This window comes from Solibacillus sp. FSL W8-0474 (assembly GCF_038004065.1).
GTDB lineage: Bacteria > Bacillota > Bacilli > Bacillales_A > Planococcaceae > Solibacillus > Solibacillus faecavium.
This window is the reverse complement of record NZ_JBBOQJ010000001.1, coordinates 2272751-2299125: the sequence shown is the minus strand read 5'-3', so window position 1 is coordinate 2299125 and position 26375 is coordinate 2272751. Positions and strand designations below refer to the sequence as shown.

Below are 26375 nucleotides of genomic sequence, written 5' to 3'. Positions count from 1 at the left end.
ATTAACTATGGGAGAAAATCAATTCTTTGTTTATCATATTGTTACGAGGAATAAAATGAGTCTTGAACAGATCATTTATTTTGATGAAAATGAATATAACACCTTATATCGTTTCTTCTTTGAAGCGGAACAATTAAATGCTAAAGGCGAAGATTTTATTCAAATTATGCAGAGTCATTATAAAAAGGAAGGTTTGAATTTAGACAAAGATAATGCCGATGTAGCGATGAAATATATAGGGCAAACAACTAGAGCTGTCAGAGAAGTGATAGTAGAAATGGTTCGTTTAAAAGAATATCCACAATATCCTTCAAGGTTATCCTGCCTATATGCTGCCAAAACATATGAAGATGCACTGAAGTGGAAGCAATTATTTGATTCTTTCAATCGTAATGTATTGCAGATTGTTAAATTAAAGGTTAATGGCAACTATTTTGAAGGAGATGGCGACCTTTTACCAAAAGAAGACGGAATTTCTTTTTCTAAAAAAATGGAACAAGCAAGAAATTACTGGAACGGTAATATAAATAACGAACTTCCCGAACTTTTAATTAATGGGAAGATAGAAGTCATAGAAATTATTGATGATTTTTCTGAGTAAATAATTCAGAGCTTTTATAATACATACATGTTGAAAAGTAGTTTAACATAAGAATTCATTCCTTATTTTGTAACTTTTCAGTGACTTATCCGTAAAAACAATAACAACATTTTATTTAAAGGAGATAGTAAAATGAAACCTATTAATTATAATAATCCCGTCATTGCAGGTTATTTATTCGCTGGTGTTATTTTCACGATTATCGGATTATCCAAAGGGTTCGTATTTTTATTATTAGGAGTGCTTTTTATTCTGTATGGTATAAAAGAAAATCATAAACTTTCATAAAGTGAATCAAACCATCATTTGTCCAAAGGGATGAATGGTGGTTTCTTTTTGTTTAAAAATAGAGGATAAATTAGGAAATACACCCATGAATTAATAGTAATAAAATGTGATTATAAACGCTAAGTCTAATAAAAAACTGCTATGATGAAAGAGTTTAAGTCTGTAAATTTTGTAAAAGGAGTTGTAGAATTGGTAAACTCAGCAAGAACGTTGATAGCGTTAATTTTGATACTTTTTAATATTAATCCGTTGGTATCAAGTGCAAATAGCGCTAATGTTTATTGCAAAATAAAAGTGCAGACTAGTGCAAAGAATTTGTACAGAGTCCTGCACTATTTTTGTGCATAAAAAAAGACTTGCCAGCCACCCCAAGTCCCTCTACTCTTTTAGGTGTCGAATCCAAAAAGTGGAGGTAAGAAAGGATGCTAGCAATGTCTGAAGTTAATTGTATCAAAACATTACGAAATGAAAAAGGACTATCTATTACCGAAATTGCCAATACAATGCAAGTGAATTGGCGCACTGCCAAAAAATATGGCGATGGAGATCAATTGCCTCAAGAGAAAACTCATTTGAAAACGGGCATGATGTACGACGAAGAATGGGGAGAAATCGTAATTGATTGGTTAGAAGAGGATTTAAAACTTAAGAAAAAGTTACGCCGTACAAATAAGAAAATGTTTGAAGATTTAGTAAAGAAGGGCTTCAAAGGTTCCTATAGAACACTTTGTAATTTCATTCAAGAATGGAAAGCAGCACAAGAAGACGAAATAGACAAAGGTCATGAACGTTTAGAACATCCAGAAGGAGAAGCTCAAGTAGATTTCGGGATTATGGAAGCTGTTCAAGATGGCAAAATACTTGATGTTCACGCATTGGTCATGTCATTTCCAGCAAGTAATACAGCATTTGCGGTACCGATGCCCGGTGAAAATTTAGAGTGCTTTTTAGGCGGACTTCAAGTGTTATTTAAACAGGCTGGTGGTGTTCCATTGAGCATTCGAATTGATAACTTAACACCTGCGGTGAAAAAGGTAAGAAAAGGCGATTCAGAGGCACAACTAACAGAAGCCTTTCGACATTTCCAACAATATTACGGGTTTAAAGTGCAAGTATGTAACCCACGAAAAGGAAACGAAAAAGGTCATGTGGAAGGTAAAGTAGGTTATGTTCGTTATAACTTCTTTAGCCTATCTCCGGTAATAAAGGATCTTGAAGATTTAACGAATCAATTAGAACAACAATTATTCAAGGATCGTCAACGAGTTCATTATAAAAAAGAAGTAATGATTGATGAGCTGTGGCAGCGTGAGCAAAAGCAATTAATCAAATTACCTGAAAAACCGTATCCGGTATTTAAGCAGTTTTTAATCAAGTTTAATAAATATAATGAATTCAAACTTGATGGGCATTTGATTCATGTGCCAAGAGCAAGGAACTACGTCCAGCTTTCTTGTGTGACCTACTGGGATTCGTATAAAGTCATCACAAATGACGGAGAAATTTTATTATCTGATGCCCGACCTTATATGAGGAAACGTCGTTTTATTCCATGGAAGGAAATCTTAAAAGATTGGTTGAAAAAACCACGTGTTGTAGGGCATTCCCGTTACTCAATCTATCTGCCAACGCGCATTAAAGAGTATTTAACAGTTCCTTCACTTGCGTTAAGAAAACAACGGATTAATGAATTACTGACACTTTTACTTACACATGATATGAATGATATTGATCAAAATTTTTATAATTATATTGGCCGTGAGGCTGAAGAAACTGAACATCCTTACGGTGTTAATTGGACAGAATATGATGCCTTATCCCCAAAAGGGACGGAGGTGTTAAATCATGAATGAAGATATTTTAACACTCTGTAAGCAATTGAGATTAGCATATGTATCAGAAGCAATTAAAGAAGTGCCTTTTACTGAGCCGGAAGAATATCTGTATCAAGTTTTATTAAAAGAGCAGCTTGGCAGAGAACAAGCAAAAATAGCACGTAACTTGAAACAAGCTCGTTTCATTGATACAAAAACGCTAGAAAGCTACCAGTGGCATAAAGATATTTGTTTGCCTAGCCATTTAACGAAAGATGAGTTAGAACAGCTAGATTTTATTCGAAGAAAAGAGAATGTCATTTTAGTTGGCGCACCTGGAACAGGTAAAACACATTTAGCTTCTGCCCTTGGCCGAAAGGCTTGTGAGCATGGATTTGAAGTACGTTTTTATCGTGTATCGCATTTAGTTGAGGAGCTAGAGCAAGCCCTACATACGGGGAAATTGAAGCAGTTTAGAAGTAAATTAGAGAAAATTGATTTAATGATTTTAGATGAAATGGGTTATTTGCCCTTCGGCAAAGAAGGAGCAGAATTACTGTTTCAAATTATTTCAGAGTTCTATGAACAAAAGAGCTTAATTATCACTTCAAATTTAGAATTTAGTCAGTGGAACCGCATTTTCTCGGATTCACGTTTAACGGCAGCTCTGGTGGATCGTTTGATTCATCACGCCCACATTATTTCCTACACGGGCCAGAGCTTCCGTTTAACAAATGCATTGTCGAGAAAATAGGGGAATTATCGGGTGGCAACACTCTGTATTTTTCGTTGCAATTCTCTGCACTTTTCTCTTGCAAAATACAGCTAATCTTTTACCGTTTGAAGATGAAACGTTAGGGAGAAATAGTAGTGCTTATTTATCGACATACGAAGTTCCATCGATACAGATGAAAGAGGACTTTATTAAAGAAATTTCTACATATGCAATGAAAGCAAATGAAAGGTGGGGGATCCCTGTAAGCGCTATTATTGGAATGGCTATTATTGAAAGTGGCTATGGAACAACAAGAATAGCGATTAATGCCAATAATCTTTTCGGAATAAAAGTATGGGGATATAATCCGGAGAATGCCTGGCAGCTACAAGGGCAGCCTGATGAAGATTATGAACGGATACCTGTCCTAGCTGATTACGGAGAAGACCGCAAAATATACGATGAAAGCAAAAGAAGAGATAACTGGTATCGTGCATTTAGTACCTATAAAGAGGCGGTAAACTATTTAGCAGGAAACTTACTAGTAAATAAGAGATATCTTTTCGCGAAAACAAATTATGATGAAAGAATTAAAAAGGGATGGAGTTTTGAGCGAGCATCCAAAGAATATCTCTACGATATTGCGAATGCCGGATATAACCATTTGGGCGGTGAATATTATCGGAAGCAAGTAGGTGGGGTAATGGATGAATGGGATTTATATCAGTATGACAATAAGGAATTCAAAGACATAAGCGAACATTGGGCAGAGGAACAGATTATGTTCTTAGCTGAAAAGGGCTGGATCTCTGGCTATTCTGATGGTACATATAAACCGAATACTACGATAACAAGAGCACAAGCTGCTGCTATTCTAAGTGAGTTTTTAGCGTTGACTCCACTAAATAAAACTATTTCATTTATTGATGTTGAGAAGAGTTTTTGGGCATTAGAATCGATTCAGTTAGTAGCACAACATAAAATAATCAATGGCATTGGCGAAGGTCGTTTTTCCCCTCATACTATTTTAACAAGAGCGCAAATGGCTCAGGTATTTTATAATGCAGGGTTCTATAGCCAATCTGCGAATAATGGTGAGAATTCATTTGATGATGTAAAAAAATACTATTGGGCATATATTGCGATTGAAACGATGAAACAAGAAGGAATTATGGCTGGCTATACTATTAGCCGTTTTGGCCCGAACAACCCAGTAACAAGAGCACATATGGCAGCTATGATTTATCGTATACATGAAAAAGGCTTAAACAAATAAACCAACTAACAGCGCTATTCTGTATTAAGGATAAGCGCTCTTTTTCAATTAGCGCGTCACAATATTGTGCTATAAATTGAAACCTTTTCCAAAATATACCGTCTAAATTTCAAATAGAGGGTTATTGTGGAATTTGCTCTTTACTTTTGAACTTAAGAGGGAGGGTTATATAATGGGTTGGCTTACTATTGGTAGTCTTGTGCTAGGGCTTATTGCTTGGATACTTCCTGTTGTTAATATTTTTCGAAGCCATAACAATAATAATTGGGCAGTTCTTTCTATGCTAAGTATTGGTGCCTGTGTTATTTCGTTATACTTTCAACTACTATATAATAACTATTTAGTGAAAATTGAAGATTGGTCTGCTCTTATGGATACAAGTAGGGGAGTGGTAGTTGCAGGATCAGTACTCCTTGTTATTACGCTCTTGTTAAACATCATGACATTCGTTGTATATCGTAATAGAACGCCAAGAGTAGGTAGTAAAAAAATTTAGATTAATGCAACTAACTAAAAAGTAGATGCTTCAACATATGACATGTGAAGCATCTACTTTATTTGTTTAGCTAATGGTTTTTATCCTTTAGTTTCCGGTTGCATGATTTGTGGTGGATATAGCCTTTGTCCAAGGAGCACTTGTAAGATAAGACATAGTCCGCCGACTGACCAATACAACGGTAGCGCTGCAGGGGCATTAATAGAAAAAATCACAATCATTATCGGTGACAGCAATCCTATAAATCTTGTTTGTTTTTGTTGTTCGATTGGCATTGCAGATTGTGAAACTTTAAATTGAACAAAATATAATATTCCCGCTATTGCCGTGACGAATAAATCTGGCTGCCCAAGACTAAACCATAAAAATGAATGGGTAGCAATTTCTTCTGAACTCGTAATGGCGTAGTATAAGCCCATTAAGAAAGGCATTTGAATAAGAAGTGGCAAACATCCGATATTTAAAGGATTGATTTCATGCTTTTGATACACTTTCATCATATCGGCCTGCATCTTCTGTTTTTCTTCAAGATTTGTTGCTTCTTTAAGTTTTCGTTGAATTTCATCTATTTCCGGCTTTGCCAACGCCATCTTCGCTTTCATTTCCTGCTGCTTCTTCTGTTGTTTTAACATAAAAGGCATAATGATCAGTCGAATAATAATCGTCACAATAATGATAGCGAAGCCGTAGTTATCGCCTAGCATTCCAGCAAGTCCATCTAAACTGCTTATAAACGGATTGACAAAGACTTTTTGAAAAGTGCCATCTCCATTACTTTGCTGGCAACCAGACAAGAATAATGCGCTTAATAAAATTCCCATATATAAAAATAAATTTTTTGATTTGTACACTCTATTTCCTCCTAGTAATGATCTTTAAATTGTAGGAAAAATAGAGATGTCGCCCTCCTCATCGGAGTACTCATATCTTTTCGTTGACCTTTGTAGCCATACGATAACGGGGGAGGTAATAAACAAATTTTCATTAATTACGATTTGAGTTAATGTATTGAGCTGATCATAGATCGGGTAACTTATTTCGAAATATGTAAAATATCCATTTGAAAATAGAATATAAACTAGAGCAAAATTTAGTAAAATACTCGAGTATACCGTAAGCGTGACGGGTAGATTCATAAATTCGAGCAATATATCTAACAATGAAAACACCTCAATATAAATTCATATAATCTTATTACGTTTAACACTAACAAAAGTTTCAATATTTAATACAGTTTATGGAAATATTGCCGATAAAATTAAATAATATATAAAGGCTTGAGGAGCATTCAAAAACCTCCAATTAAATTAACTGGAGGCGTACTGCATTTAGAACTTATATTTAATTATCAATTGGACTTTGGAATTGATCGATAAATTATACATATAAGGTGATAGAGTATGGATATAATAGAGTTAATAAAAGCTTATATTAAATCCTTCATGAGTACAATAGAACAAATAATTTAAAGGAGCTAAAGGTAATGCCAGTCTATAATAAATTAGTAAGAGATAAGATTTTAGAGTTTATCGAATCAGAGGGGTTAGCTTATGATGCTCGAATACTAGAGTCAAATGAGCTTTTAAGTGAAGTTAAGGAGAAAATGATTGAAGAAGCTAAAGAGTTTCGTGCAGCAAAAACTGTTAATGAAAGTGTTGAAGAATTAGCAGATGTTTTAGAGTTATTACATACAGCACTTAATGTATTTGGTGTGACTTATGAAGAGCTAGAAGAAGTACGGCAGCAAAAAAAGGAAAATCGTGGAGGGTTTGAAAAAGCCATTTACTTGCTTAATGTAGAAGACAATTAATCTGCGTTAAAGTGGTGGGCGCTATAGAGGAATAGTGCTGGTAGTAGATGGGCTTTTAATAAAGGTTTACTAAAATCAGATGTTTTTCTTTCTTGTATTTTATGAAATTTGGAGATGTAATTTAAATTATTTTATAGGGATATGGGGGAATTATCTTGAACATTAGAGAAATAAATGAAGAGAATAGAGAAAAGGTTGTTTCATTTTTTAGAGAGCATTGGGGAAGTTCTGAAATGGTCATTTCATCAGGTATTTATCAGTGCGAAAAATTAAATGGTTTTATTTTTGAAGAAAATAACGAGATTATTGGTTTGGTTACATACGTTATTAAAGATTATGAAAATGAAATAGAAATTATTTCACTGGATAGCCTTTCAGAAGGAAAAGGTATTGGCTCTGCCTTAATCGAGAAAGTAGAAAACATAGCAAAACAAAAACAAATACAGATTGTAAGTTTAATCACTACAAATGATAATTTGAACGCTTTAAAATTTTATCAAAAAAGAGGTTACAGAATTATTTCTGTTAACTCTGATGCTGTAAACAAGGCAAGAAAATTAAAACCTTCGATCCCTTTAATCGGTAATGACGGAATTCCATTAAAGGACGAATTAATACTTAAGAAAATAATAGTAGATAATTAAGAAGAAATAATTGAACCAAAGAAATTTATGAGCGCGATTCTCTAACAAGAATCAGTGCTCATTTTATTTAAGGCTACCTAACAATGATTATAAATGTTATACTTTTCCATATTTGAGAGGGGGAACTAGTCCGATGGTAAACAATTAATCTGAGAAAATCTTAATTTATTTTAGTTTATATAAGATAAACATGAAGAGTTTCTCTTTTATCTTACTAATATCTAGAAAAGAGGAAATTACATGTTAAATAAATTCAGCGAAACTATTTTTTATATGCCCAATCAAGATGAAAATGACCGACCGACATTAGGACTGGTTTGTGGTGACCAGTATAGTCTAATAATAGACTGTGGTAACTCAACTCAGCATGCGAAGGAATTTATACTAGAAATTGAGAAGCTAAATGTTCCTCCAGTGAAATATGCGGTAATTACCCATGCGCATTGGGATCATTTCCTAGGCATGAATGAATTTGATGCAACTATTATTGTTAATAGTCAAACAAATGAATTACTAAAAACATGGCAAAGTTACACATTTGACGACAATTCACTACAAACGTATGCGCGGACAAAAATGATGAGCGCTAAGTGTATTGAGATTATTCAAGAAGAGATTCCAAATAGAGATAGCTTTAAATTAAATTCTCCACAAATAATTTTTGAAAAAACGTTAACGCTTGATCTAGGCAATAAAATTTGTGTGCTTGAAAAAATTAATAGTACTCATTCAGACGATGCGACCATCATTTATATCCCAGATGAAAAAGTCCTTTTTTTAGGGGATTGTGTATATGGTACAACGACCAATTCTCTGTTTCAATACAAGCAATCTTTATTATTACCAATGATTGAAGACATTCAAAAATATAATGCTGAAGCATTTCTGCTAGGTCATGAATCAATTTGCGATTTGGAGGAAATGACGACGTTTTGGAGAGAGTTAAAAACAGCAAGTGAAGCGGTTGGATCACCTTCAATAGAAGATGCAATAGAGTCCTTCAAGCTCGAAAATAACAGAACTCCAAATGATGATGAGTTGTTCTTTATAAAAGCATTTGTAAATAACCAGATTATCCGATCCCAATAAATTTAGTACATTATCTACCTGTTGGGTGGCGACGATTGGCCATGAGGGGGAACTTAAATTTCGTCACATATTTGAAAGGGGTAATTATTTGAATCAAATATTATTAATTATTGATGCACAACAAGAATTAATTGATGGTAATCAAAAAGTTAAGCCGGTTTTCAATAAAGAGCTACTTGTTAGGAATATTAATAAAGTTATTGAAAAAGCAAGAGATACAGATGTTCCAGTTGTTTTTATAAGGGATCTTGATGTTGCTGAGGGAAAAGGTGATGAATTTCTAATTCACAATGAAATTAATGTTCCCACTGAAGCAAAGTTTTTCGATAAAGCTGCAACAAACTCCTTTTATGGAACGGGTCTTTTAGAGTATTTAAAATCACAACATGTTAAACACCTTGTGATTATGGGCTGTGAAACACAGCATTGTATTGATAGCGCGGTGAGGACAGCAACTATAAGTGGGTTTGATGTAACATTAGTTGGTGATGGGCATTCAACAGTCGGTAATGATGTATTAAGTGCAGAACAAATTATAAAACATCATAATGCTACACTTCACGGTCATTATAATGTTGATCATTTTTCAATTGTCAGAAATTCAGAAGAAGACTTGTTTAGTCCAACTCACGATTCATCTAGGTAATTATTTTAAATTTAAAGACGTGCGCGATTCTGCAACAAGGATCAGCGCTCGTTTTCATTAATAGACATAGTACTAATAGAACATTAAGCTACATACAAAGGAGAAAGTTATGATTGTTTATACCGTACAAAAACTATCAGCCTATAAATTAATGCGAGAACAGGGTTACTTAACTGGAGATATTAAATACTCAATATTTCCAGAGGAATATCAGTGGATGATGGAGCAAATGGAAAAGCGGCTTCCTAATTATAAAAGCGAGGTACCGCCAATATGGGTATGGGAACGTCGAGTTAATCGCAATGAAAAGGCACTTTTTAAAAAGGGAACAAAAGGCGTCATTTTAAAGTTAGATATCCCCCAAGAAAGCATTCTTTGGTCGCCATTTGAAGAATGGCATACTATCTTAAACGAAAGTCCAATCACATTTGATGAAATGGAATGGGAAGAATTTGAAAAAAGTGATTTTGCTATACAAGATGTAAAAGATACATGGGAGAGGTTATTTGATATGGATTGGCTTGCAAGTCGCCCTAAAGAATGGGCTGGTGATTTCAATGATGAATGGATGCAAGGTGTTACTCCAAAAATTACAATGGATCAAATTGTCAAAGTAGAACGATTTATTGCGAAATAGGATTTTTTTATAATTTGGATAGATATGTGAATCGGAACTAAATATTCTGTTTGTGATAAGATAATGGGAATAAGTCTATGTTTTAGGAGGACCATATGAGCTTGATAGCGCAACATCCTTATATAAAAGTAGAAAGAAAAGTAACAGGTATTGAACAGGTTGAAATTGAACATGAACGAATTATTTTCTTATACATTGATAAGGTAATTACACAGCATAGGGAGTTTCCGATTAAGGTGGTAACGGATTTTTCTTTTCGGGAAATTGGAAATCAAGGTGGTATTCTCTATTTACACACGTTACTAGGTGTATATACGTATAATGTGAAATCTTCACCAGAAGCTTTTATCACAGCATATAGAGAATATTTTAAGTAAATAATTTTTCTACTACAAGCGGACTTTATAGAAGTTCGTTTTTTTTTGTATGCAGGTTGTTTTGCAATAATTAAGACCCACACGTACAGCTAGTTATTATCATTGAATAAAATAGAGAAAAAAGTTACAATTTATGGTAATAAACTTAGTGAGGAGTGGGTTCTTTTAATATGTAAAGGCGATGGAAGATAATGTGAGGTAATGGAGGTTATCCTTAATGCAATATAAGATTTGGAATGGGGCATCCGCTATTGTCATTAAAGATAATAGTGTACTAATGGTAAGGGCAAAGAATTCAAATAGTTGGAGTGTTCCTTCAGGTGAAGTAGAGGTTGACGAAACAGCAAAGGAAACGTGTATACGTGAAATTTCAGAAGAAACGGGTTATGAAGCTAAGGTAGTGAAAGCATTACATACGAAGAACACCATTATCAAAGATTATAAAGTCACAACACAATATTTCTTATGTGAAATTACAGGTAGGGCAATTCAATATCAAGATCCTGATGATGAAATTGAAGAAATATCATGGATAAATAGCTGTGAAATTTCAAATATAATACATGCTTATCCTGAGGATCAAGAAATTATTGAGAAATTATTATTAAGTTTAAATTCTTGAAACAAGAAACTTTTTAGCTTCTAAAGTGGAGTAATATAGAATAATGATTTTCAATATTTGAAGTAATCGAGTTAATGAACATTTTATTGTAGAAAGGATTTTCGTAAATGAGACAAATTATTGCTCTTGGTGGTGGGGGATTTTCAATGGAACCAGATAATCCATTGTTAGATCTTTATATATTAAAACAAGCAAAGAAAGCTAACCCACAAATTTGCTTTGTCCCTACTGCAAGTGGAGATTCTGACAATTATATATCAAGGTATTATAACTTTTTTAATCAACTAGATTGTGAGCCATCCCATTTATCTTTATTTGCACCCCCAACAAGGGACCTTGAGAGTTTTATATTAGAAAAAGACATTATTTATGTTGGTGGGGGAAATACTAAAAACCTTTTAGCTTTATGGAAAGAATGGGGTTTAGATAATATTTTAAGAAAAGCGTGGGATCAAGGTGTTATTTTAGCAGGGGTAAGTGCAGGTTCCATTTGTTGGTTTGAAGAAGGAGTTACAGACTCGTTTGGGGATGGACTTGAACCAATTAATTGTTTGGGCTTGATCCAGGGGAGTAACTGCCCGCATTACGATGGCGAGGTAGAAAGAAGATCTGCTTTTCACAAACTTGTTGAATCTAAAAAAATACAATCAGGTATTGCTGCAGATGATGGGGTTGCTATTCATTACACGGAGCAAGGGATTAGTAAAATAGTGAGCTCAAGGCCTAGTGCCAAGGCTTATAGCGTTTCTTTTGACACTAAGGTTATAGAAACAGAACTTCCTACAGAATTTTTAGGTGTTTATTGAACTAACGCAATTTTTTTAGAAATAAAGTCTTCCACAATCGAAGTAATAATTTAAAACGTACAAAGGGGAAAATTATGGATCAATGGAAAACATTAAAATCAGATTATATACATAAAAGTCCATTCGGAAACATTAGAAAAGATCAATGTGAGCTTCCGAATGGGATTGTGATCGATGATTATTATGTAAATGAATATTCTGATTGGGTAAATGCAGTGGTTATCACAAAAGAGAATCAGATTGTACTTGTTGAACAGTATCGTTACGCAGGAGAAGACTTTTTCCTAGAAGTCCCTGCTGGAAAAATTGAAGAAAATGAAACATACGAGGAAGGGATCATTCGGGAAGTAATAGAAGAAACAGGTTATATTTCGGTGAAAAAACCTATCTATTTGGGAGAATACATGGTTAATCCAGCCACACAAAATAACAAAGTAATTTCTTATCTAATTCTCGATGCCTTTAAAGAATTTGAACAGGAGTTAGATGATACTGAAGAGGTAACTGTTAAATTAATAGATTTTAATGATATGGGAAAGTTAATTCAAGAGAAAAAGATGAAAACACAACTGTTTACAGCACATGCTTATTTGATGGCGAAAATGTACCTTATGGAAAGGTAATTGGAAATTCAAAGATTCTTATTAAGCGGATGGCCTAATTAGAGGGGAAGGTAAAAATGAAAATTTTACAATTAACGCCTGAACTGTTACTTAAGAATAAAAATAATCCTGAATTATATTTAAGTAATATTATTGAAGCAACAATCACCCCAAATAGCTGGATGACAGAATGGAAAGACATTGCACTTCGCTTTCAGCTCTTTAAATTTTTAGATTTATCCACAGAGGAAATACTTTCTTATAGCTGGGATAAGGAAAAAACTCAAGAGGTAGTTAGAGAGACCGTACAAATAGTAAAAGAATATATTGAATTAGATGAACAACTGCAAATTTCAATTGTTCCTGCTCTTCCTTTTCCTTGGTTTAAAAATTTGGAACAATCTGTTTGGATAAATGGCTTTACAAATAGCAAAAAAAGTATTTGGATTGCTATACCACCGAATCCGGATATTTCATTTTTACGTTATCTACTAGCACACGAATTACATCATGCATCTCCTGAAAATCCAATTTACCAGTTAACAGTTGACCATTTCCCTTTAAAGGATTGGTATAAAATGGAGGGTACTGCTGAATATTTTAGTTTACAACTTTTTGAAGATAAACGATGGTGGAAAGATAGTTTTACGCTAGAGGTTGAGGAACGTTATATTTCAGAAGCAAAAAGCCTTTTACATTCTACCGATGACAAAGTAAAAGGACCTCTTTGTTTTGGTGATTTAAAAAAACATATTCCTTATCTGGCGGGTTACTCATTTGCTTATAATGCTGTAAAAGATTATTTAATACGTAATCCAATTGAACACTTAAATCAATTATTTGAAATAGATGCTGAAGAACTTCTACTTTCTTATAATTTAAAACCTTTGCAAAATAGGATGTCTTAATCTTTAAAGGAATCTTTACTTTAAGAAACCTACTTTTCCTAAGATAACAAGGCAGTACACTGAAAGTAATTAAAATGGAGGGGGTAATGAAATATGGTTGAGCTTAGAAAAATCACATTGGAAAATCGTCGGGCTATATTTAATTTAGAAGTTTCAGAAGATCAGCGCCGCTTTGTTGCTTCTAATTTATCAAGCATGGCTTCTTGTTATGTCCTTGCAACTAACGGGGGACATCCCTTGCCATTTGCTATATACGCAGATGAGCAGCCAGTCGGTTTTGTTATGCTGACTTATGGAATTACTGGATACGAACTTCCATCAATTGTAGATGACAGCTATTGTATATTGCGACTGATGATTGATAAGCGATATCAGAATCGGGGCTATGGTCGGGAAGCTATGAAAGCGATCTTGGAATATATACGTACCTTTCCATCTGGACCTGCACGTTACTGCTGGATTCCATACGGGAGGGATAACTTCGCGGCTAAAAAGCTGTATGAGAGTTTTGGTTTTCGAGAGAACGGAGAAATTTGCGACAACGAGCCAATAACCGTATTAACACTCTAATTTCGAAGAGGAGATAAAAAAATGATCGAATTACGAAAAATAGACGGGGATAACATAGATGAAGTAATAGCGCTTGATGTTGGAGAAAACCAAAAGGAATTTATATTAGAAACTACTAACCTTAGATGTTTCGCAGACGCTCATATGTTAAACACAGATGGTATACCAGCGACTCCATTAGCTATTTATGCTGATGATAGTATGGTGGGATTTTTGATGTATATTTACGACACGACAGATCATGAATCATTTCAAAATGAAGATTTTTATGGGGAGAAGACCTATTTCATTTGGCATTTTATGATTGATAAGCGGTATCAGGGGAAAGGATATGGCAAACATGCCTTTGAAAAAATGTTGGCGGATATTGAGAAGATCCCAAATGGGGAAGCACAGCAGGTAGACCTTTTTTATCATAAAGATAATATTGTAGCTAAAGAATTATACGCTTCATTAGGTTTTGTAGAAACAGGCATTATTCAGGATAATTCGGTGCATGCGATAAGAAAACTGGATAAGAAATTAACAGAAACCATAGTGGAATAGGATTTCTCGGAAAGAACTCTCGCTTGGGATGAGTTATATAAAGCTGAGGAGATCAGGTTAAGCGACAAAAATAGACGGAGAAAATCCGCTTATTTGAAAAATATAGAAAAAAACAACCAAAATAGAGGGAGAAATTCCGTCTATTTATTAAAAAAGCATAAAATTTTACGATTTTGTTGTAGATAAGCGGAAATTCTCCCCTTATTTTCCCTGAAATACTTAGAATCTACCAAATAACAGGAAATCCTCCGCTTATTTTTTGCTCAGCTAATTGCTTGAAAGAAAATTAGATAACAAGTAACCAATTAACGAGTGGATTCTATTAATAGGTCAAAAAGGCAGAAAAGTTTAACTTGGAGGATCACATAATGAGAATAAAGCCGACAAAAAAAGTCTTGCTTTCATGGATAGATAAATATGTACCAGAAAAAGATTTATTTTTTCTATCGAAAGAAATACTAAATAAAATTGATGTTAAAGACGTGCTATTAATGCCAATAGATGAGTTTTTTAATCACAATTCATATGGCCAATTAAATTATGTAAACAGTTATGAATATTGGAATATAAAAAATGCCCAATACGTAATTATAGCTGAGAGCGAATGGATTGAAAGGTTACCTGAAGAGCAAAGACAATTAATTCTAAATTCCCAAGTACTTTGTGAAAGAGGACTTGTACTTCCTGTCTCCTTTATACATGAGATAGAAAAAATACCTTCAAGTTTTGTGATAAAGGGAAACGTTGTCATTCAGCGCTCCATGTGGGAAAAGCTAGATGAAGCTACAAAAGAACAGATATTAACAACAATGGTTTTTGAATGGTGGGATAAAGGTGAATGTGAGGAGCTACCAAAGACATTACCTAATTTTCTATTACCATTTGCCAATACCTTTGGTCATCACCAAGGCGCCAATTGTTTAGCAGCAGTTTTGTTTGCTATTTCAAAAGGGAAACAAGAGTGGTTTATATATGAATGGATTCATCAGAATACGTTTCTTGAAATGCTAACCCAATATCATTTTGAGGAGTTCTTAGATGAAGAATTGCAACAAGGGGACGTTATCATTTGGAAGGATGATCATGACATCATCCAACATGCTGCTTATTATATTGGGGAAGGGTTATATTTTAATAAACATGGCCAAACGATGTTCAATCCATGGAAGATACTTACGGAATCAAGCTTGTATAAAGAGTGGGAACATTTAAGAAGAATGAACTATCGTCAAGTATTAGAGAAGTAACTTTTTACATTAAAATAAATAACACAAACGCTCTCTTGATTAACAGGGGAGCGTTATTTTTATGATTTATCACTCGCTAAATTCTTCCATGAAAGAAGGTTTTAGAGTAAATATACAACGTATTAAAAGTATACCAATATAATGTATATACTGGAAATCATTCTATAGTTGTTATTTTAGAATTATCTTATTTAATGTCGAAAAGTTTATATAAAGTTTATATTGGCGAGCTATACTTCTGTAAGAGAAGTAGATAAAGTGAATGTTTTTATCCAAACTCGATAAAGCTATTTTTAGTTTTTTAGAGAATTTTATTATATAAAGATAGTTTTTAAAGTATGGATAACTTATTTTCGTATAATCTATTTCTAATCGACATATTATAGGGGGAACTAAGAATGTTTTTAGCAATAAAAGAAATGAAACATTCAAAAACTCGTTTTGCAATGATTGGCGCTATTATCATGCTAATCGCATGGCTTGTTTTTATTTTGTCGGGCCTAGGTAATGGATTATCTACATTAGCAGCGGCAACGATGAAAAATATTGATGGGGATCTTTTCATTTATGAAGAGGGTTCTGAAGGAACGATGATGAAAACGAAAGTGTCTGGAGCAATTGCAGATGATATCGAAGGTAAATACGGTGTCAAAGAAGCAGCGAAATTTGGACAATCTACAATTATCGTACACAACCCTAAGATTACAGACTCAAAAGTAAATGAAGACGTAGCCTTTTTAGGGATTGAACCAGGGAAATTCATCGAGCCAAAAGTAATTGAAGGTAAACAGCTTTCAAATGACAATTTATTCGGTGTCGTTATCGACGAATCTTTAGCAGATAAAGGCTATTCAATTGGTGATAAATTCGAAGTAACATCTTCTGACATTACGTTAGAGGTTGTTGGTATTACAAAAGGTGAAACTTTTAACCATTTACCAACAGTATTTGCAAACGTTGAAACTTGGCAAAGTTATGCATTCGCAGCACCTGGCTCAGACAACGGGTTAGAAAGCCCAGTAGCTATGATTGCGCTACAAGGTGAAAATGTAGATGCAGATGCGATTGCAAGTAACTATGATGCAATTGAAACGGTAACAAAATCAGACGCTATTATGGGGATGCCTGGCTATAAAGAAGAAAGTGCAACAATTTATATGATGTTGGCATTCTTGTTTGCCATCTCAGCAGTAATTATCGCTGTATTCTTCTATGTATTCATCTTACAAAAAACACAACAATTCGGTGTTATGAAAGCAATTGGTGCTTCAGACCGTTTTATTAAAAATTCAATTATCTCACAAGTATTTGTCTTATCATTAGGAAGCATTATCGCTGGTATCGGATTGACATATTTAACGGCTTTAGTTTTCCCAGAAGGAATGCCATTTAACTTAGACTTTAAAATGGTACTGATTTATGCCGTTGTCTTACTAATTGTTTCTGTTTTAGGTTCCGTAATTTCAGCTCGTCAAGTAACGAAAATCGATCCATTAACAGCGATTGGGAGAGTGGAATAAATGACTGGTTTAGTATTAAAAAATGTTACAAAATCATTTAAAGAAGGCGACTCAACAGTTGATGCATTAAAAAATGTTTCACTATCTGTAAATCCTGGTGAATTCATCGCTATTATTGGTCCATCCGGTTCAGGGAAAAGTACATTGTTATCGATCGCTGGTGCGCTTCTGCAACCTTCTAAAGGTGAAGTATTAGTAAATAATACAAATATTGGGCAAATGAAAGAAAAAGAACTTTCTTCATTCCGTTTAACAGACATCGGCTTCATCTTACAAACGTCAAACTTAATTCCGTATTTAAATGTATTGGATCAATTGCTGCTTGTATGTAAGATGAAAGGCAAAGTAACTACTAAAGAAGAGAAATTCGCGAAAGCGTTACTAAAAGACTTAGGTTTAGGGCAAAAATTAGCGAAGTTCCCGAATGAATTATCAGGGGGAGAACGTCAACGTGTTGCGATCGCTCGTGCATTTGTTAACAACTCAAACGTTATTTTGGCAGACGAACCGACAGCAAGTTTAGACTCTAACCGTGCATTTGAAGTAGTGAAACAAATTCGATATGAAGTAAAAGAACGTAATAAAGCAGCCGTTATGGTAACCCATGATGAGCGTATGCTGGAGTTTTGTGATAAAGTGTACCGCATGGAAGACGGCGTATTAACGCTACAAAATTAATAAGAAAAATAGCTTATGAAATCATTTTTGATTTTCATAAGCTATTTTTTTTCACTTAAAATTAATATTTTTTATTAAGTATCACGCATATATAGGGCTTTTCATAGATTCTTTCAAAAATAACTTTAGAAATAGATAAAAAAATATTAATATTTTCAACTTTTCAATCATATAACTAATTATCCGGAAGATACTGAGCGGTCAGTATTAGAAGAATTTGGTGAAAGAAGAGAGTACCTAGGAGCTTAAGTAACGTAAATAGAGAGAAAGGGTTTGTTGTTAAGTTGAAAGAAAAAATAACAAAACAAAGCATTAAGCTTTTTCAGGAAAAAGGATTTAGCGAAACATCCATACAAGACATTGTAGATGCACTAGGCGTTACGAAAGGTACTTTTTATTATTATTTTACGAGCAAAGAAATTCTGCTGATGGAGATTCACCTTAGATATATTGATGATTTATTAACCCGACAAAAAGTAATTATTGAGAGCACGAAAAATTGTCGCGAAAAGATTATTGGCATTGTATCACTTGTTATTTTAGATATTAAAAATCAAAGGGCGAATGGTCGCGTTTATTTCCGAGAAATGCGGAATTTAACACCAGAGAATGCCAAAAAAGTTAAGAAAAAAAGAGAAGAGTTTCGCCTGAATATTGAAGCTGTATTAAGTGAAGGGATTAAATCGGGTGAGTTTCGAGAAAGTATCGATCCTAAAATGATTGCCTTGGCTATTTTAGGAGTTACGAATTGGAGTTATAACTGGTTTAATCCCGAGGGAGAAGTATCGGTTGAAGAGTTAGCTGAGAAATATGTGGACTTTGTGTTGTATGGAATAAGTTTACAAAGGTAAGAAAGTATTTAAATCGGAGGTATTATATGTCGACAGTTCATGCCAAAACAATGAAAGCAATTCAATTCACTGAATATGGGGGGCCTGATGTTTTAAATTTCATAGATATTGAAAGGCCTGAAATTGGTGATCAAGAGGTTTTAGTAGAAGTAAAAGCTATTGGAGTAAATTATGCAGATACTGCTAGAAGAGAAGGGAAGTATGTTGTTCCAACAAAACTGCCATTTATACCAGGTGCAGAGGTAGCAGGTGAAGTAGTTGCGGTTGGGAAAGATGTAAAAAGATTAAAGCCTGGTATGCGTGTTGTGTCACTTATAGAGTCAGGGGCTTACGCACAATTTGTTAGCGTTCATGAAAGGGTCCTTACTGAAATACCAAATGGTGTTGAATATTCGGATGCTGTAGCCCTACCTTTACAAGGTCAAACAGCGTACCACATTTTAAAGACAATGGGACGTCTGGAAAAAGGTGAAACTGTTCTTGTCCATGCAGCTGCGGGCGGTGTAGGCGCACTTGCGGTACAGTTAGCAAAATTATTTGGCGCGGGCAAAGTTATTGCAACAGCTAGTACTGAGGAAAAACTTTTACATGCAAAGAATCTAGGTGCAGATTACCTTGTCAATTATACGGAACCGGGATGGGAAGAAAAGGTACGTGAATTTACTGGAGGAAAAGGTGTCGATATCGCTCTTGAAATGGTGGGCGGAGATATTTTTGAAAAGACATTTAAATGCCTGGCACCATTCGGACGTTTAGTGATATTTGGAAGAGCGAGTGGTGAAATGTCAACACTTGATGCAGCCCAGCTTATGCGTCGTAACCATTCTGTTATTGGTTTCTTCCTCCCACAAATCATGAGTCAACCAGAGTTATACCAACGTAGCTTTACAGAATTATTGAATTTCGTTGATAGCGGAAAGCTTAAATTAACAATCGGCGGTATTTATCGATTAGAAGAGGCTTCATTAGTTCACCAATTACTTCAAGGAAGAAAAACAGTTGGAAAGTTAATTCTTACACCCTAAAAAAATTGTTTTTATTTACGCACGACATACTAACCGATTAGTATTTACTCATTTTTATGAGATGGGAGCGAATATATGGATCAATCTTTGTTTGACTTAAGTGGACGTACAGCTCTTATTACAGGTGGAGGAAGAGGATTAGGGAGGGATATCGCAGAAGCATTTGCAGAGCATGGTGCCAATATTGCGATTTGTTCCCGTAAATTAAGCAATTGCCAAGAAACCGTAGACTATATCCAAAATAAGTATTCGGTGCAAGCAAGAGCTTATGTATGTGATGTAGGTAACGAAGAAAACGTCATTAGTACTGTAAATGAAGTTGTATCGGATTTTGGTCAAATTGATATTTTAGTAAATAATAGCGGGGCTACTTGGGGAGAAAAGGCTGAGAAGATGCCACTTGAAGCATGGCAAAAGGTGTTAAACGTCAATGTTACCGGCACCTTCCTTATGTCGAAAGCAGTAGGCAATCACATGATTGAAAAAGGATACGGGAAAATCATTAATATTGGCTCTGTCGCAGGTTTAAAAGCGGAGCCTGCTGAAGTGTTAAACGCCATTGGTTACAGCACAAGTAAAGCTGCAATACATCACTTTACAAAGGATTTAGCACGTAAATGGGCGGAGTATGGTGTGACTGTCAATGCCATTGCGCCTGGATTTTTCGAAACGACGATGACCAAACATATTCTTGAACGAAGCGGCGATCGTATTAAGGAAAAAAATCCAATGAATAAACTGGGAGATACGAATTCGTTAAAGGCTACAGCAATATTGTTCGCGGGAAGAGCAAGTGATTATATTACAGGGCAAGTAATAGCTATTGATGGGGGTGGATCATTATGACGCAAAGCAAAACAAATGTGGAGAGACCTTGGTTAGAGCATGTTGTACCCGGAAATCCGAAAGAAATTGAAATACCGATTATTTCGCTTCCGCAGCTGTTAGATGAATCGGTAGCAACCTATTCAAACCATACGGCTATAACGTTTTATGGAAAAACTTTCTCGTATCAGGAACTGAGCGATAACATTAAAAAGGCTGCGAAAGGTCTATCAAAAAGTGGTGTTGGCAAAGGGGATCGGGTTGCAATTATGCTTCCGAATTGTCCTCAATACCCTGTAAGTTTTTACAGCATACTAGCATGTGGTGGAATTGTAGTTCAAGTAAATCCAATGTATCAAGCTTCAGAATTAATCCATATTTTAAATGATTCTGGGGCAAAGGCAATCATTGTAATGGATCAATTACTACCTTTAATAGAGGCAATTAGAGCGCAAACACCGATTCAAGAAGTTTACCCGGTTTCTGTAGAAAGCGCTTACTTGCCGGATGAATTATTAATAGAAGATGATGGCGAATTACAAACTGTAGAAATTAATCCAGTTGAAGATGTTGCAGTTTTGCAATATACGGGAGGAACTACCGGAACACCAAAAGGGGCAATGCTAACCCACTTTAATATCGTTGCTAACACACTTCAAAGTGAAGCGACTTCTACTGTTAAGGTGAAAAAAGGGGAAGAGCGTGTTTTAACTATATCGCCATTGTTTCATGTATATGGAATGACGAGTGCTATGTCTGTCACGTTCTATCTCGGCAGCAATTTGATTTTGGTGCCTAAATTTGATGTGGAGCAAGTCATTGACATCATTGAAAAAACGAAGCCAACATCATTTCCGGGCGTTCCAACGATGTACATTGCACTCGTAAATTATTACAATGTCAGAAAATTTGATCTGAGCTGTTTTAATATATGTTCGAGTGGATCGGCACCTTTACCAATAGAGATTATTAATCAATTCAACGAGATAAGCGGTACTTCAGTTGCTGAAGGTTATGGGCTATCTGAAGCTTCACCTGTTACGCACCGGAATCCTGTTGATGGATTGCAGAAAAAGGGGAGTATTGGCATTCCGATACCAAATACAGATGCGAGAATAGTAGATATTGCAACTGGAGAACAAACCCTTGCCGTTGGAGAGGTGGGAGAATTAGTAATTAAGGGTCCTCAGGTGATGAAAGGTTACTGGAACAGACCTGAAGAAACAAATATCGCGATACGAGATGGTTGGCTATATACAGGGGATTTAGCAAAAATGGATGAGGACGGCTTCTTCTTTATTGTTGGACGTAAAAAAGAAATGATTATCGCGAGCGGATATAACGTTTATCCGATTGAGGTTGAAAATATTCTTTATAAGCATCCTGCCGTACTTGAAGTCGCGGTTATAGGTATTCCACATGAATATCGCGGCGAGACAATTAAAGCAATTGTAGTACTGAAGGAAGGCCAGGATGTAACGTCTGACCAACTCATTGATTTCTGTCGTACTCAATTGTCTGCATATAAGGTTCCTAGAGAAATTCAATTCGTTAAAGAGTTACCGAAAACGGCTGTTGGCAAAATACTGAAAAGAAATTTAATAACGCAATTCAATGCTCAAAGTGATCAAGTTTAATATAAATCTAATGGAAACGGAAGTGTGATTATATGTATTTACGATTAACTGATGAACAAAAAATGGTGCAGGAAACTATCCGCAAATTTGTGAAAGAGGAATTAATCCCTCTTGAAAATGAAGTGCTGAAAAACGAGCGTGAAGGGAAACCGGGTCTTTCAAATGAAAAATTAAAAGAGCTACGCTTAAAGGCGAAAGAATTTGGATTTTGGGGTATTAACACGCCAGAAGAATATGGTGGTGCTGACCTTGGCCAAATGATGATGGCGCTCGTTTTAATGGAAATCTCGAAAACATTTGTACCTTTTAGTTTTGGCGGTTCAGCAGACAATATTCTATATTATGGTAACGACTACCAAAAGGAAAAGTACTTAATTCCGACGATAAATGGGGACAAAAAATCGTGCTTTGCTATCACAGAGCCAGATGCAGGGTCCGATACAAGAAATATTAAAATGACTGCAGTGAAAGATGGCAATGAGTGGGTCTTAAATGGTGAAAAAACGTTTATTACAGGTGGTAATGAAGCAGATTTCGTAATGGTTATTGCGATAACTGATAGAGAGCTCCATAAACAAACTGGTAGAGATGGTGTAACTTGCTTCATCGTAGACCGTGATATGGGCTGGAAATCAGAGTATATCGACACAATGGGGGAATGGGGACCTGCTGGTTTAGTGTTTGATAATGTTCGTGTTCCAGAAGAAAATATTTTAGGTGAAATCAATGGTGGTTATAAATTGGGGCTAGAATGGATTGGTTTTGCACGATGGGTAGTAGGTGCTCGAGCAGTTGGAATGGCAGAACGTCTACTGCAAATGGCCATCGATTACTCGAAGGAACGTAAAACATTTGGAAAACCAATTGCAGACAATCAAGCGATTCAATGGCCGATTGCCGACTCAGCGGTTGAAATTGAAGCAGCGAGATGGCTTGTGCTTAATGCAGCCTTTACTCTCGATCAAGGAGAGGATAATCGCCACTTGGCATCAATGGCAAAATTATATGGTGCCAATATGGGCAATAGAGTAGTAGACCGAGTACTGCAAATTCATGGTGGAATGGGCTATACGAGAGAGTTACCGATTGAACGCTGGTACCGTGAAGCAAGACTTTGGAGAATTTATGATGGTACAGACGAAATACAACGTATGATCATTTCAAGAAATCTCTTAAAAGGAAACGTTAAGGTTGGCCAATATGTTTAACTCTATTAATGAGCTGTGAAATCAAAAAACTTTTATAGAGAAAGAAGGAATAGTCGTGGGACAAAGATTTGAAGGAAAAACAGCATTTGTAACAGGTGGCAGCAGAGGAATCGGTAGAGCGATTGTAGAGCAATTCGCACAAGAAGGGGCTAATGTCGCAATTATTGATGTGAATGAAGAAGCGTTAGAAGGTGCAGCTAGTGAATTAAGAGAAGCGGGCTATTCAGTTTATACAAAAGTCGGAAGTGTCGCCAATCGTGAAGATGTTGAGTTGGCGATGAAAGAAGTCTATGAAATGTTCGGCTCGATTGATATTTTAGTAAACAATGCGGGAGTTATTCGAGATAACTTAGTATTTAAAATGACGGATGAAGATTGGTTAACTGTTATGAATGTTCATTTAACAGGTGCATTCTACGCCTCTCGAGCTGCGCAAGCTTATATGACGAAGCAAAATTACGGCCGAATTATTAACTTGTCATCCACTTCTGCTTTAGGTAATCGCGGACAGGCGAATTATTCGACGGCGAAAGCAGGATTACAAGGATTAACTAAGACGCTAGCAATAGAGCTAGGTCGATATGGTGTAACCGTAAATGCTGTTGCACCAGGCTTTATTGAAACAGATATGACAAAAGCAACTGCTGAAAGAATGGGCGTTCCTTTTGATCAGTTTGTTGAATTTACTACTAAGGCAATTCCGGTTGGACGAAGCGGAAAACCAGAAGATATTGCAAATGCAGTCTTATTTTTTGCAGATGAAAAATCATCTTTTGTAAGTGGGCAAATTATTTATGTTGCTGGAGGACCTAGAACTTAAAGAAAAGAGGGATTAAGTGTTTAAAGAAGCAATCGGAACTCGCTCAGCTGTAATTAAAAATACAGTTGAGCGAGGTGCTGTTAAAAAATTTGCAGAGGCCATTAATGATCTTGCTCCGATTTATTATGACGAGGAAGCAGGGAAAAATTCAAAATATCAACGAAATATTGCGCCACCTACCTTTCCAGTTACACTTGATTTTGGTACGATTCCAAATTTAAAACTACCGGCAAAGGGACTCATTCATGGAGAGCAAATCTTTCATTATGAACGGCCTATTTTTGTTGGAGAAGAACTATATTGCTCTACAGAAGTGAAAGATTACTATGAGAAAACTGGGAGTAATGGAAGAATGGGCTTTTTAGTCATTCGTCGTGAAGGCTTAGATATAGATCAAAACCTAATTTTCAGCGAAGATCGTATTCTCATCATTAATGAAGCAGTGAGAAAGGGGATGGGTGCTTGATATATATTACGAACTTAAAGCCAGGCGATTCATTACCTTCTATTGAAATACAGCCGGTGAATAGACTTGACTTGATTAAATATGCAGGCGCATCTGGTGACTTCAATCCTATTCATACAATTGATGATGAGGCGAAGAAAGCAGGTTTACCAGGCATTATAGCGCATGGAATGTGGACGATGGGTAATTTAGCAAAGTTATTTACACCTTACGTTGAGGAAGGTTTTATTCAAGATTTCGCCATCCGTTTTAAAGGCATGGTATTTATAGATGACCGCATTACATTAAAGGCAACTTTACAAGACCATCATTCAAGTGAAATGGTGTTTGAAGTTGCAGCAATCAATCAACACCAAAAGGAAGTTATGAATGGATCTGTAAAATTTTTATGTCATAATGTTTCTGAATTTTCAGATGAATTAAAAGGGAGGATGAATGTGTGAGAGAGGCTGTAATTGTTTCCGCAGTAAGAACAGCAATCGGCAGGCAAGGTGGCGCACTTGCATCTATTCCTGCTCATGTTTTTGGAGCAGAAGTGATGAAAGAGGCGCTAAAGCGTGCAAATGTTACGGCTGATATGGTTGATGACGTTATTTTAGGCAATGTACTAAGTGGTGGTGGAAATATTGCTAGATTAACAGCTTTGCAAACAGGTCTATTTACTGAAATGCCCGGGTTAACTGTAGACCGTCAATGTGGGTCTGGCATTAATGCGATTAATCTAGCTGCACAGGCAATTTGGGCAGGCGATGGAGATATTTTTGTAGCAGGTGGAGTGGAGAGTATGAGCCGTGCTCCTTATTTAATGGACCGTCCAGAAAAAGCTTATAGCCCTACACTCCCTCGCTTCCGAAAGTCTCAATTAGCTCCAAAAGAAATTGGTGATCCACCTATGGGGATTACAGCGGAAAACTTAGTTGAGAAATATAACATTAGTAGGGAAGAACAAGATGCATTTTCTCTACAAAGCCAACAAAAGATGGCTAGAGCGATGGAAGAAGGCCGATTTGAAGAGCAAATTGTACCGATTTATATACCTACTCGAAAAGGTGAACCAATTGAGTTTAAAGTGGATGAACATCCTCGTCCAGAAACGACCAAAGAAGGATTAGAAAAATTACCGGCAGTATTTTTGAATGGTGGTACTGTTACTGCAGGTAGTAGTTCAGGTTTAAATGATGCTGCCTCAGTCGTTGTTATAATGTCTCGAGAAAAAGCAAATCAGTTAGGAATAACTCCTTTAGCAGTCGTTCGAGCACAGGCAGTTGCCGGGGTTGATCCAAATATTATGGGAATCGGACCAGTACCTGCAACAAAAAAAGTATTAGAGAAGGCTGGCTTAACATTAGAGGATATGGATTTAATAGAAATAAACGAAGCGTTTGCTTCACAAGTTCTTGCTTGTGATAAGGAACTAAACATGGACGCGCAAAAAGTAAATGTTAACGGTGGGGCAATTGCACATGGACATCCTCTAGGTGCCACGGGAGCTATTTTAATGACAAAAGCAATTTACGAATTAAAGCGGTCAGGCGGAAGATATGCACTCATTACTGCATGTATCGGTGGCGGGCAAGGAATTGCGACGATCATTGAACGAGAGGGGTAGTCAATTCTTTCACATAATAAAAATCGTAAATGAAGGAGAAGA

General features: G+C 35.6%; 31 protein-coding genes. 30 read left to right on the top strand and 1 reads right to left on the bottom strand.

Going from position 1 to position 26375, the window contains the following annotated elements; all coding sequences use genetic code 11:
- Positions 1 to 7: 7 nt before the first annotated feature.
- The 6 genes from NYE67_RS11430 (at position 8) to NYE67_RS11405 (ending at position 5190) form a co-directional block, all read left to right on the top strand.
- Positions 8 to 601: a DUF2441 domain-containing protein gene (locus NYE67_RS11430; protein WP_340728232.1), complete on the top strand. Its 594-nt coding sequence runs from the start codon at positions 8 to 10 to the stop codon at positions 599 to 601.
- 132 nt (positions 602 to 733) lie between these two features.
- Positions 734 to 889, top strand: coding sequence for a hypothetical protein (locus NYE67_RS11425; RefSeq protein WP_340728231.1), 156 nt, complete (start codon positions 734 to 736; stop codon positions 887 to 889).
- A gap of 422 nt (positions 890 to 1311) precedes the next feature.
- A complete protein-coding gene (istA, locus tag NYE67_RS11420; protein WP_340729162.1) occupies positions 1312 to 2742 on the top strand; it encodes an IS21 family transposase in 1431 nt (476 codons plus the stop codon).
- Positions 2735 to 3457: an IS21-like element helper ATPase IstB gene (gene istB / locus NYE67_RS11415; protein WP_340729163.1), complete on the top strand. Its 723-nt coding sequence runs from the start codon at positions 2735 to 2737 to the stop codon at positions 3455 to 3457. The genes istA and istB overlap by 8 nt, the downstream gene beginning before the upstream one ends.
- A gap of 58 nt (positions 3458 to 3515) precedes the next feature.
- Complete coding sequence (locus NYE67_RS11410) at positions 3516 to 4694, top strand: S-layer homology domain-containing protein (RefSeq protein WP_340730138.1); 1179 nt, start codon at positions 3516 to 3518, stop codon at positions 4692 to 4694.
- A gap of 172 nt (positions 4695 to 4866) precedes the next feature.
- Positions 4867 to 5190: a hypothetical protein gene (locus NYE67_RS11405; protein ID WP_445683017.1), complete on the top strand. Its 324-nt coding sequence runs from the start codon at positions 4867 to 4869 to the stop codon at positions 5188 to 5190.
- Between the two features lie 80 nt (positions 5191 to 5270).
- On the opposite strand, the gene yidC is transcribed toward NYE67_RS11405, so the two are convergent.
- The gene (gene yidC / locus NYE67_RS11400) at positions 5271 to 6041 is read right to left on the bottom strand and encodes a membrane protein insertase YidC (protein WP_340730137.1); all 771 of its coding nucleotides are present in this window, start codon (positions 6039 to 6041) and stop codon (positions 5271 to 5273) included.
- Between the two features lie 632 nt (positions 6042 to 6673).
- Between yidC and NYE67_RS11395 the strand changes: the two genes are divergently transcribed.
- From NYE67_RS11395 to NYE67_RS11280, 24 genes are all read left to right on the top strand, one after another.
- Positions 6674 to 7000, top strand: coding sequence for a nucleoside triphosphate pyrophosphohydrolase (locus tag NYE67_RS11395; RefSeq protein WP_340730136.1), 327 nt, complete (start codon positions 6674 to 6676; stop codon positions 6998 to 7000).
- A gap of 155 nt (positions 7001 to 7155) precedes the next feature.
- The gene (locus NYE67_RS11390) at positions 7156 to 7644 is read left to right on the top strand and encodes a GNAT family N-acetyltransferase (RefSeq protein WP_340730135.1); all 489 of its coding nucleotides are present in this window, start codon (positions 7156 to 7158) and stop codon (positions 7642 to 7644) included.
- A gap of 240 nt (positions 7645 to 7884) precedes the next feature.
- Positions 7885 to 8733 (top strand): MBL fold metallo-hydrolase, encoded by an 849-nt coding sequence (locus tag NYE67_RS11385; RefSeq protein ID WP_340730134.1) that lies wholly within the window; start codon positions 7885 to 7887, stop codon positions 8731 to 8733.
- Positions 8734 to 8821: 88 nt separating this feature from the next.
- Positions 8822 to 9379 carry a cysteine hydrolase family protein gene (locus tag NYE67_RS11380; protein WP_340730133.1) on the top strand — a complete coding sequence of 186 codons (558 nt, stop codon included), beginning with the start codon at positions 8822 to 8824 and terminating at the stop codon, positions 9377 to 9379.
- 109 nt (positions 9380 to 9488) lie between these two features.
- Complete coding sequence (locus NYE67_RS11375; protein ID WP_340730132.1) at positions 9489 to 10016, top strand: DUF3841 domain-containing protein; 528 nt, start codon at positions 9489 to 9491, stop codon at positions 10014 to 10016.
- A gap of 95 nt (positions 10017 to 10111) precedes the next feature.
- Entirely contained in the window at positions 10112 to 10393 is a 282-nt protein-coding gene (locus tag NYE67_RS11370; protein ID WP_340730131.1) for a hypothetical protein, read from the top strand.
- A gap of 217 nt (positions 10394 to 10610) precedes the next feature.
- Positions 10611 to 11015, top strand: a complete 405-nt coding sequence (locus NYE67_RS11365; RefSeq protein ID WP_340730130.1) for an NUDIX domain-containing protein — start codon at positions 10611 to 10613, stop codon at positions 11013 to 11015.
- Positions 11016 to 11122: 107 nt separating this feature from the next.
- On the top strand, positions 11123 to 11821 hold the full coding sequence (locus tag NYE67_RS11360; RefSeq protein WP_340730129.1) for a Type 1 glutamine amidotransferase-like domain-containing protein: 699 nt from the start codon (positions 11123 to 11125) through the stop codon (positions 11819 to 11821).
- Positions 11822 to 11895: 74 nt separating this feature from the next.
- Entirely contained in the window at positions 11896 to 12444 is a 549-nt protein-coding gene (locus tag NYE67_RS11355; protein ID WP_340730128.1) for an NUDIX hydrolase, read from the top strand.
- 56 nt (positions 12445 to 12500) lie between these two features.
- Entirely contained in the window at positions 12501 to 13331 is an 831-nt protein-coding gene (locus NYE67_RS11350; protein ID WP_340730127.1) for a DUF2268 domain-containing putative Zn-dependent protease, read from the top strand.
- A gap of 93 nt (positions 13332 to 13424) precedes the next feature.
- Positions 13425 to 13901: a GNAT family N-acetyltransferase gene (locus NYE67_RS11345; protein WP_340730126.1), complete on the top strand. Its 477-nt coding sequence runs from the start codon at positions 13425 to 13427 to the stop codon at positions 13899 to 13901.
- Between the two features lie 21 nt (positions 13902 to 13922).
- Positions 13923 to 14447 (top strand): GNAT family N-acetyltransferase, encoded by a 525-nt coding sequence (locus tag NYE67_RS11340; RefSeq protein WP_340730125.1) that lies wholly within the window; start codon positions 13923 to 13925, stop codon positions 14445 to 14447.
- A gap of 368 nt (positions 14448 to 14815) precedes the next feature.
- Positions 14816 to 15694 carry a hypothetical protein gene (locus tag NYE67_RS11335; RefSeq protein WP_340730124.1) on the top strand — a complete coding sequence of 293 codons (879 nt, stop codon included), beginning with the start codon at positions 14816 to 14818 and terminating at the stop codon, positions 15692 to 15694.
- Positions 15695 to 16092: 398 nt separating this feature from the next.
- Entirely contained in the window at positions 16093 to 17214 is a 1122-nt protein-coding gene (locus tag NYE67_RS11330; protein WP_340730123.1) for an ABC transporter permease, read from the top strand.
- A complete protein-coding gene (locus NYE67_RS11325) occupies positions 17215 to 17892 on the top strand; it encodes an ABC transporter ATP-binding protein (RefSeq protein ID WP_340730122.1) in 678 nt (225 codons plus the stop codon). It abuts the gene before it with no gap.
- 284 nt (positions 17893 to 18176) lie between these two features.
- Positions 18177 to 18743, top strand: a complete 567-nt coding sequence (locus NYE67_RS11320) for a TetR/AcrR family transcriptional regulator (protein WP_340728215.1) — start codon at positions 18177 to 18179, stop codon at positions 18741 to 18743.
- A 50-nt stretch (positions 18744 to 18793) separates the two neighbouring features.
- The gene (locus NYE67_RS11315) at positions 18794 to 19768 is read left to right on the top strand and encodes a quinone oxidoreductase family protein (RefSeq protein WP_340728774.1); all 975 of its coding nucleotides are present in this window, start codon (positions 18794 to 18796) and stop codon (positions 19766 to 19768) included.
- A gap of 75 nt (positions 19769 to 19843) precedes the next feature.
- Positions 19844 to 20614: an SDR family oxidoreductase gene (locus NYE67_RS11310; RefSeq protein ID WP_340730121.1), complete on the top strand. Its 771-nt coding sequence runs from the start codon at positions 19844 to 19846 to the stop codon at positions 20612 to 20614.
- On the top strand, positions 20611 to 22230 hold the full coding sequence (locus NYE67_RS11305) for a long-chain-fatty-acid--CoA ligase (protein WP_340730120.1): 1620 nt from the start codon (positions 20611 to 20613) through the stop codon (positions 22228 to 22230). Before NYE67_RS11310 ends, NYE67_RS11305 begins: the two co-directional genes overlap by 4 nt.
- Positions 22231 to 22262: 32 nt before the next feature.
- The gene (locus NYE67_RS11300) at positions 22263 to 23438 is read left to right on the top strand and encodes an acyl-CoA dehydrogenase family protein (RefSeq protein WP_340730119.1); all 1176 of its coding nucleotides are present in this window, start codon (positions 22263 to 22265) and stop codon (positions 23436 to 23438) included.
- 55 nt (positions 23439 to 23493) lie between these two features.
- A complete protein-coding gene (locus NYE67_RS11295; RefSeq protein WP_191701518.1) occupies positions 23494 to 24258 on the top strand; it encodes an SDR family NAD(P)-dependent oxidoreductase in 765 nt (254 codons plus the stop codon).
- Between the two features lie 16 nt (positions 24259 to 24274).
- Positions 24275 to 24724: a MaoC family dehydratase N-terminal domain-containing protein gene (locus tag NYE67_RS11290; protein WP_340730118.1), complete on the top strand. Its 450-nt coding sequence runs from the start codon at positions 24275 to 24277 to the stop codon at positions 24722 to 24724.
- Entirely contained in the window at positions 24721 to 25167 is a 447-nt protein-coding gene (locus tag NYE67_RS11285; RefSeq protein WP_340728211.1) for a MaoC/PaaZ C-terminal domain-containing protein, read from the top strand. Before NYE67_RS11290 ends, NYE67_RS11285 begins: the two co-directional genes overlap by 4 nt.
- Positions 25164 to 26333, top strand: coding sequence for a thiolase family protein (locus NYE67_RS11280; protein ID WP_340730117.1), 1170 nt, complete (start codon positions 25164 to 25166; stop codon positions 26331 to 26333). The genes NYE67_RS11285 and NYE67_RS11280 overlap by 4 nt, the downstream gene beginning before the upstream one ends.
- Positions 26334 to 26375: the final 42 nt, after the last annotated feature.

Bases quoted from the DNA above. Each gene is read 5' to 3' on its own strand.
- NYE67_RS11355 (WP_340730128.1), top strand. From the start codon at position 11,896: ATGGATCAATGGAAAACATTAAAATCAGATTATATACATAAAAGTCCA.
- NYE67_RS11335 (WP_340730124.1), top strand. From the start codon at position 14,816: ATGAGAATAAAGCCGACAAAAAAAGTCTTGCTTTCATGGATAGATAAA.
- NYE67_RS11365 (WP_340730130.1), top strand. From the start codon at position 10,611: ATGCAATATAAGATTTGGAATGGGGCATCCGCTATTGTCATTAAAGAT.
- NYE67_RS11360 (WP_340730129.1), top strand. From the start codon at position 11,123: ATGAGACAAATTATTGCTCTTGGTGGTGGGGGATTTTCAATGGAACCA.
- NYE67_RS11405 (WP_445683017.1), top strand. From the start codon at position 4,867: ATGGGTTGGCTTACTATTGGTAGTCTTGTGCTAGGGCTTATTGCTTGG.
- NYE67_RS11385 (WP_340730134.1), top strand. From the start codon at position 7,885: ATGTTAAATAAATTCAGCGAAACTATTTTTTATATGCCCAATCAAGAT.
- NYE67_RS11345 (WP_340730126.1), top strand. From the start codon at position 13,425: ATGGTTGAGCTTAGAAAAATCACATTGGAAAATCGTCGGGCTATATTT.
- NYE67_RS11305 (WP_340730120.1), top strand. From the start codon at position 20,611: ATGACGCAAAGCAAAACAAATGTGGAGAGACCTTGGTTAGAGCATGTT.
- NYE67_RS11300 (WP_340730119.1), top strand. From the start codon at position 22,263: ATGTATTTACGATTAACTGATGAACAAAAAATGGTGCAGGAAACTATC.
- NYE67_RS11370 (WP_340730131.1), top strand. From the start codon at position 10,112: ATGAGCTTGATAGCGCAACATCCTTATATAAAAGTAGAAAGAAAAGTA.
- istA (WP_340729162.1), top strand. From the start codon at position 1,312: ATGCTAGCAATGTCTGAAGTTAATTGTATCAAAACATTACGAAATGAA.
- NYE67_RS11340 (WP_340730125.1), top strand. From the start codon at position 13,923: ATGATCGAATTACGAAAAATAGACGGGGATAACATAGATGAAGTAATA.
- NYE67_RS11315 (WP_340728774.1), top strand. From the start codon at position 18,794: ATGAAAGCAATTCAATTCACTGAATATGGGGGGCCTGATGTTTTAAAT.
- NYE67_RS11325 (WP_340730122.1), top strand. From the start codon at position 17,215: ATGACTGGTTTAGTATTAAAAAATGTTACAAAATCATTTAAAGAAGGC.
- NYE67_RS11310 (WP_340730121.1), top strand. From the start codon at position 19,844: ATGGATCAATCTTTGTTTGACTTAAGTGGACGTACAGCTCTTATTACA.
- NYE67_RS11330 (WP_340730123.1), top strand. From the start codon at position 16,093: ATGTTTTTAGCAATAAAAGAAATGAAACATTCAAAAACTCGTTTTGCA.
- NYE67_RS11395 (WP_340730136.1), top strand. From the start codon at position 6,674: ATGCCAGTCTATAATAAATTAGTAAGAGATAAGATTTTAGAGTTTATC.
- NYE67_RS11375 (WP_340730132.1), top strand. From the start codon at position 9,489: ATGATTGTTTATACCGTACAAAAACTATCAGCCTATAAATTAATGCGA.
- NYE67_RS11430 (WP_340728232.1), top strand. From the start codon at position 8: ATGGGAGAAAATCAATTCTTTGTTTATCATATTGTTACGAGGAATAAA.
- NYE67_RS11425 (WP_340728231.1), top strand. From the start codon at position 734: ATGAAACCTATTAATTATAATAATCCCGTCATTGCAGGTTATTTATTC.
- istB (WP_340729163.1), top strand. From the start codon at position 2,735: ATGAATGAAGATATTTTAACACTCTGTAAGCAATTGAGATTAGCATAT.
- NYE67_RS11350 (WP_340730127.1), top strand. From the start codon at position 12,501: ATGAAAATTTTACAATTAACGCCTGAACTGTTACTTAAGAATAAAAAT.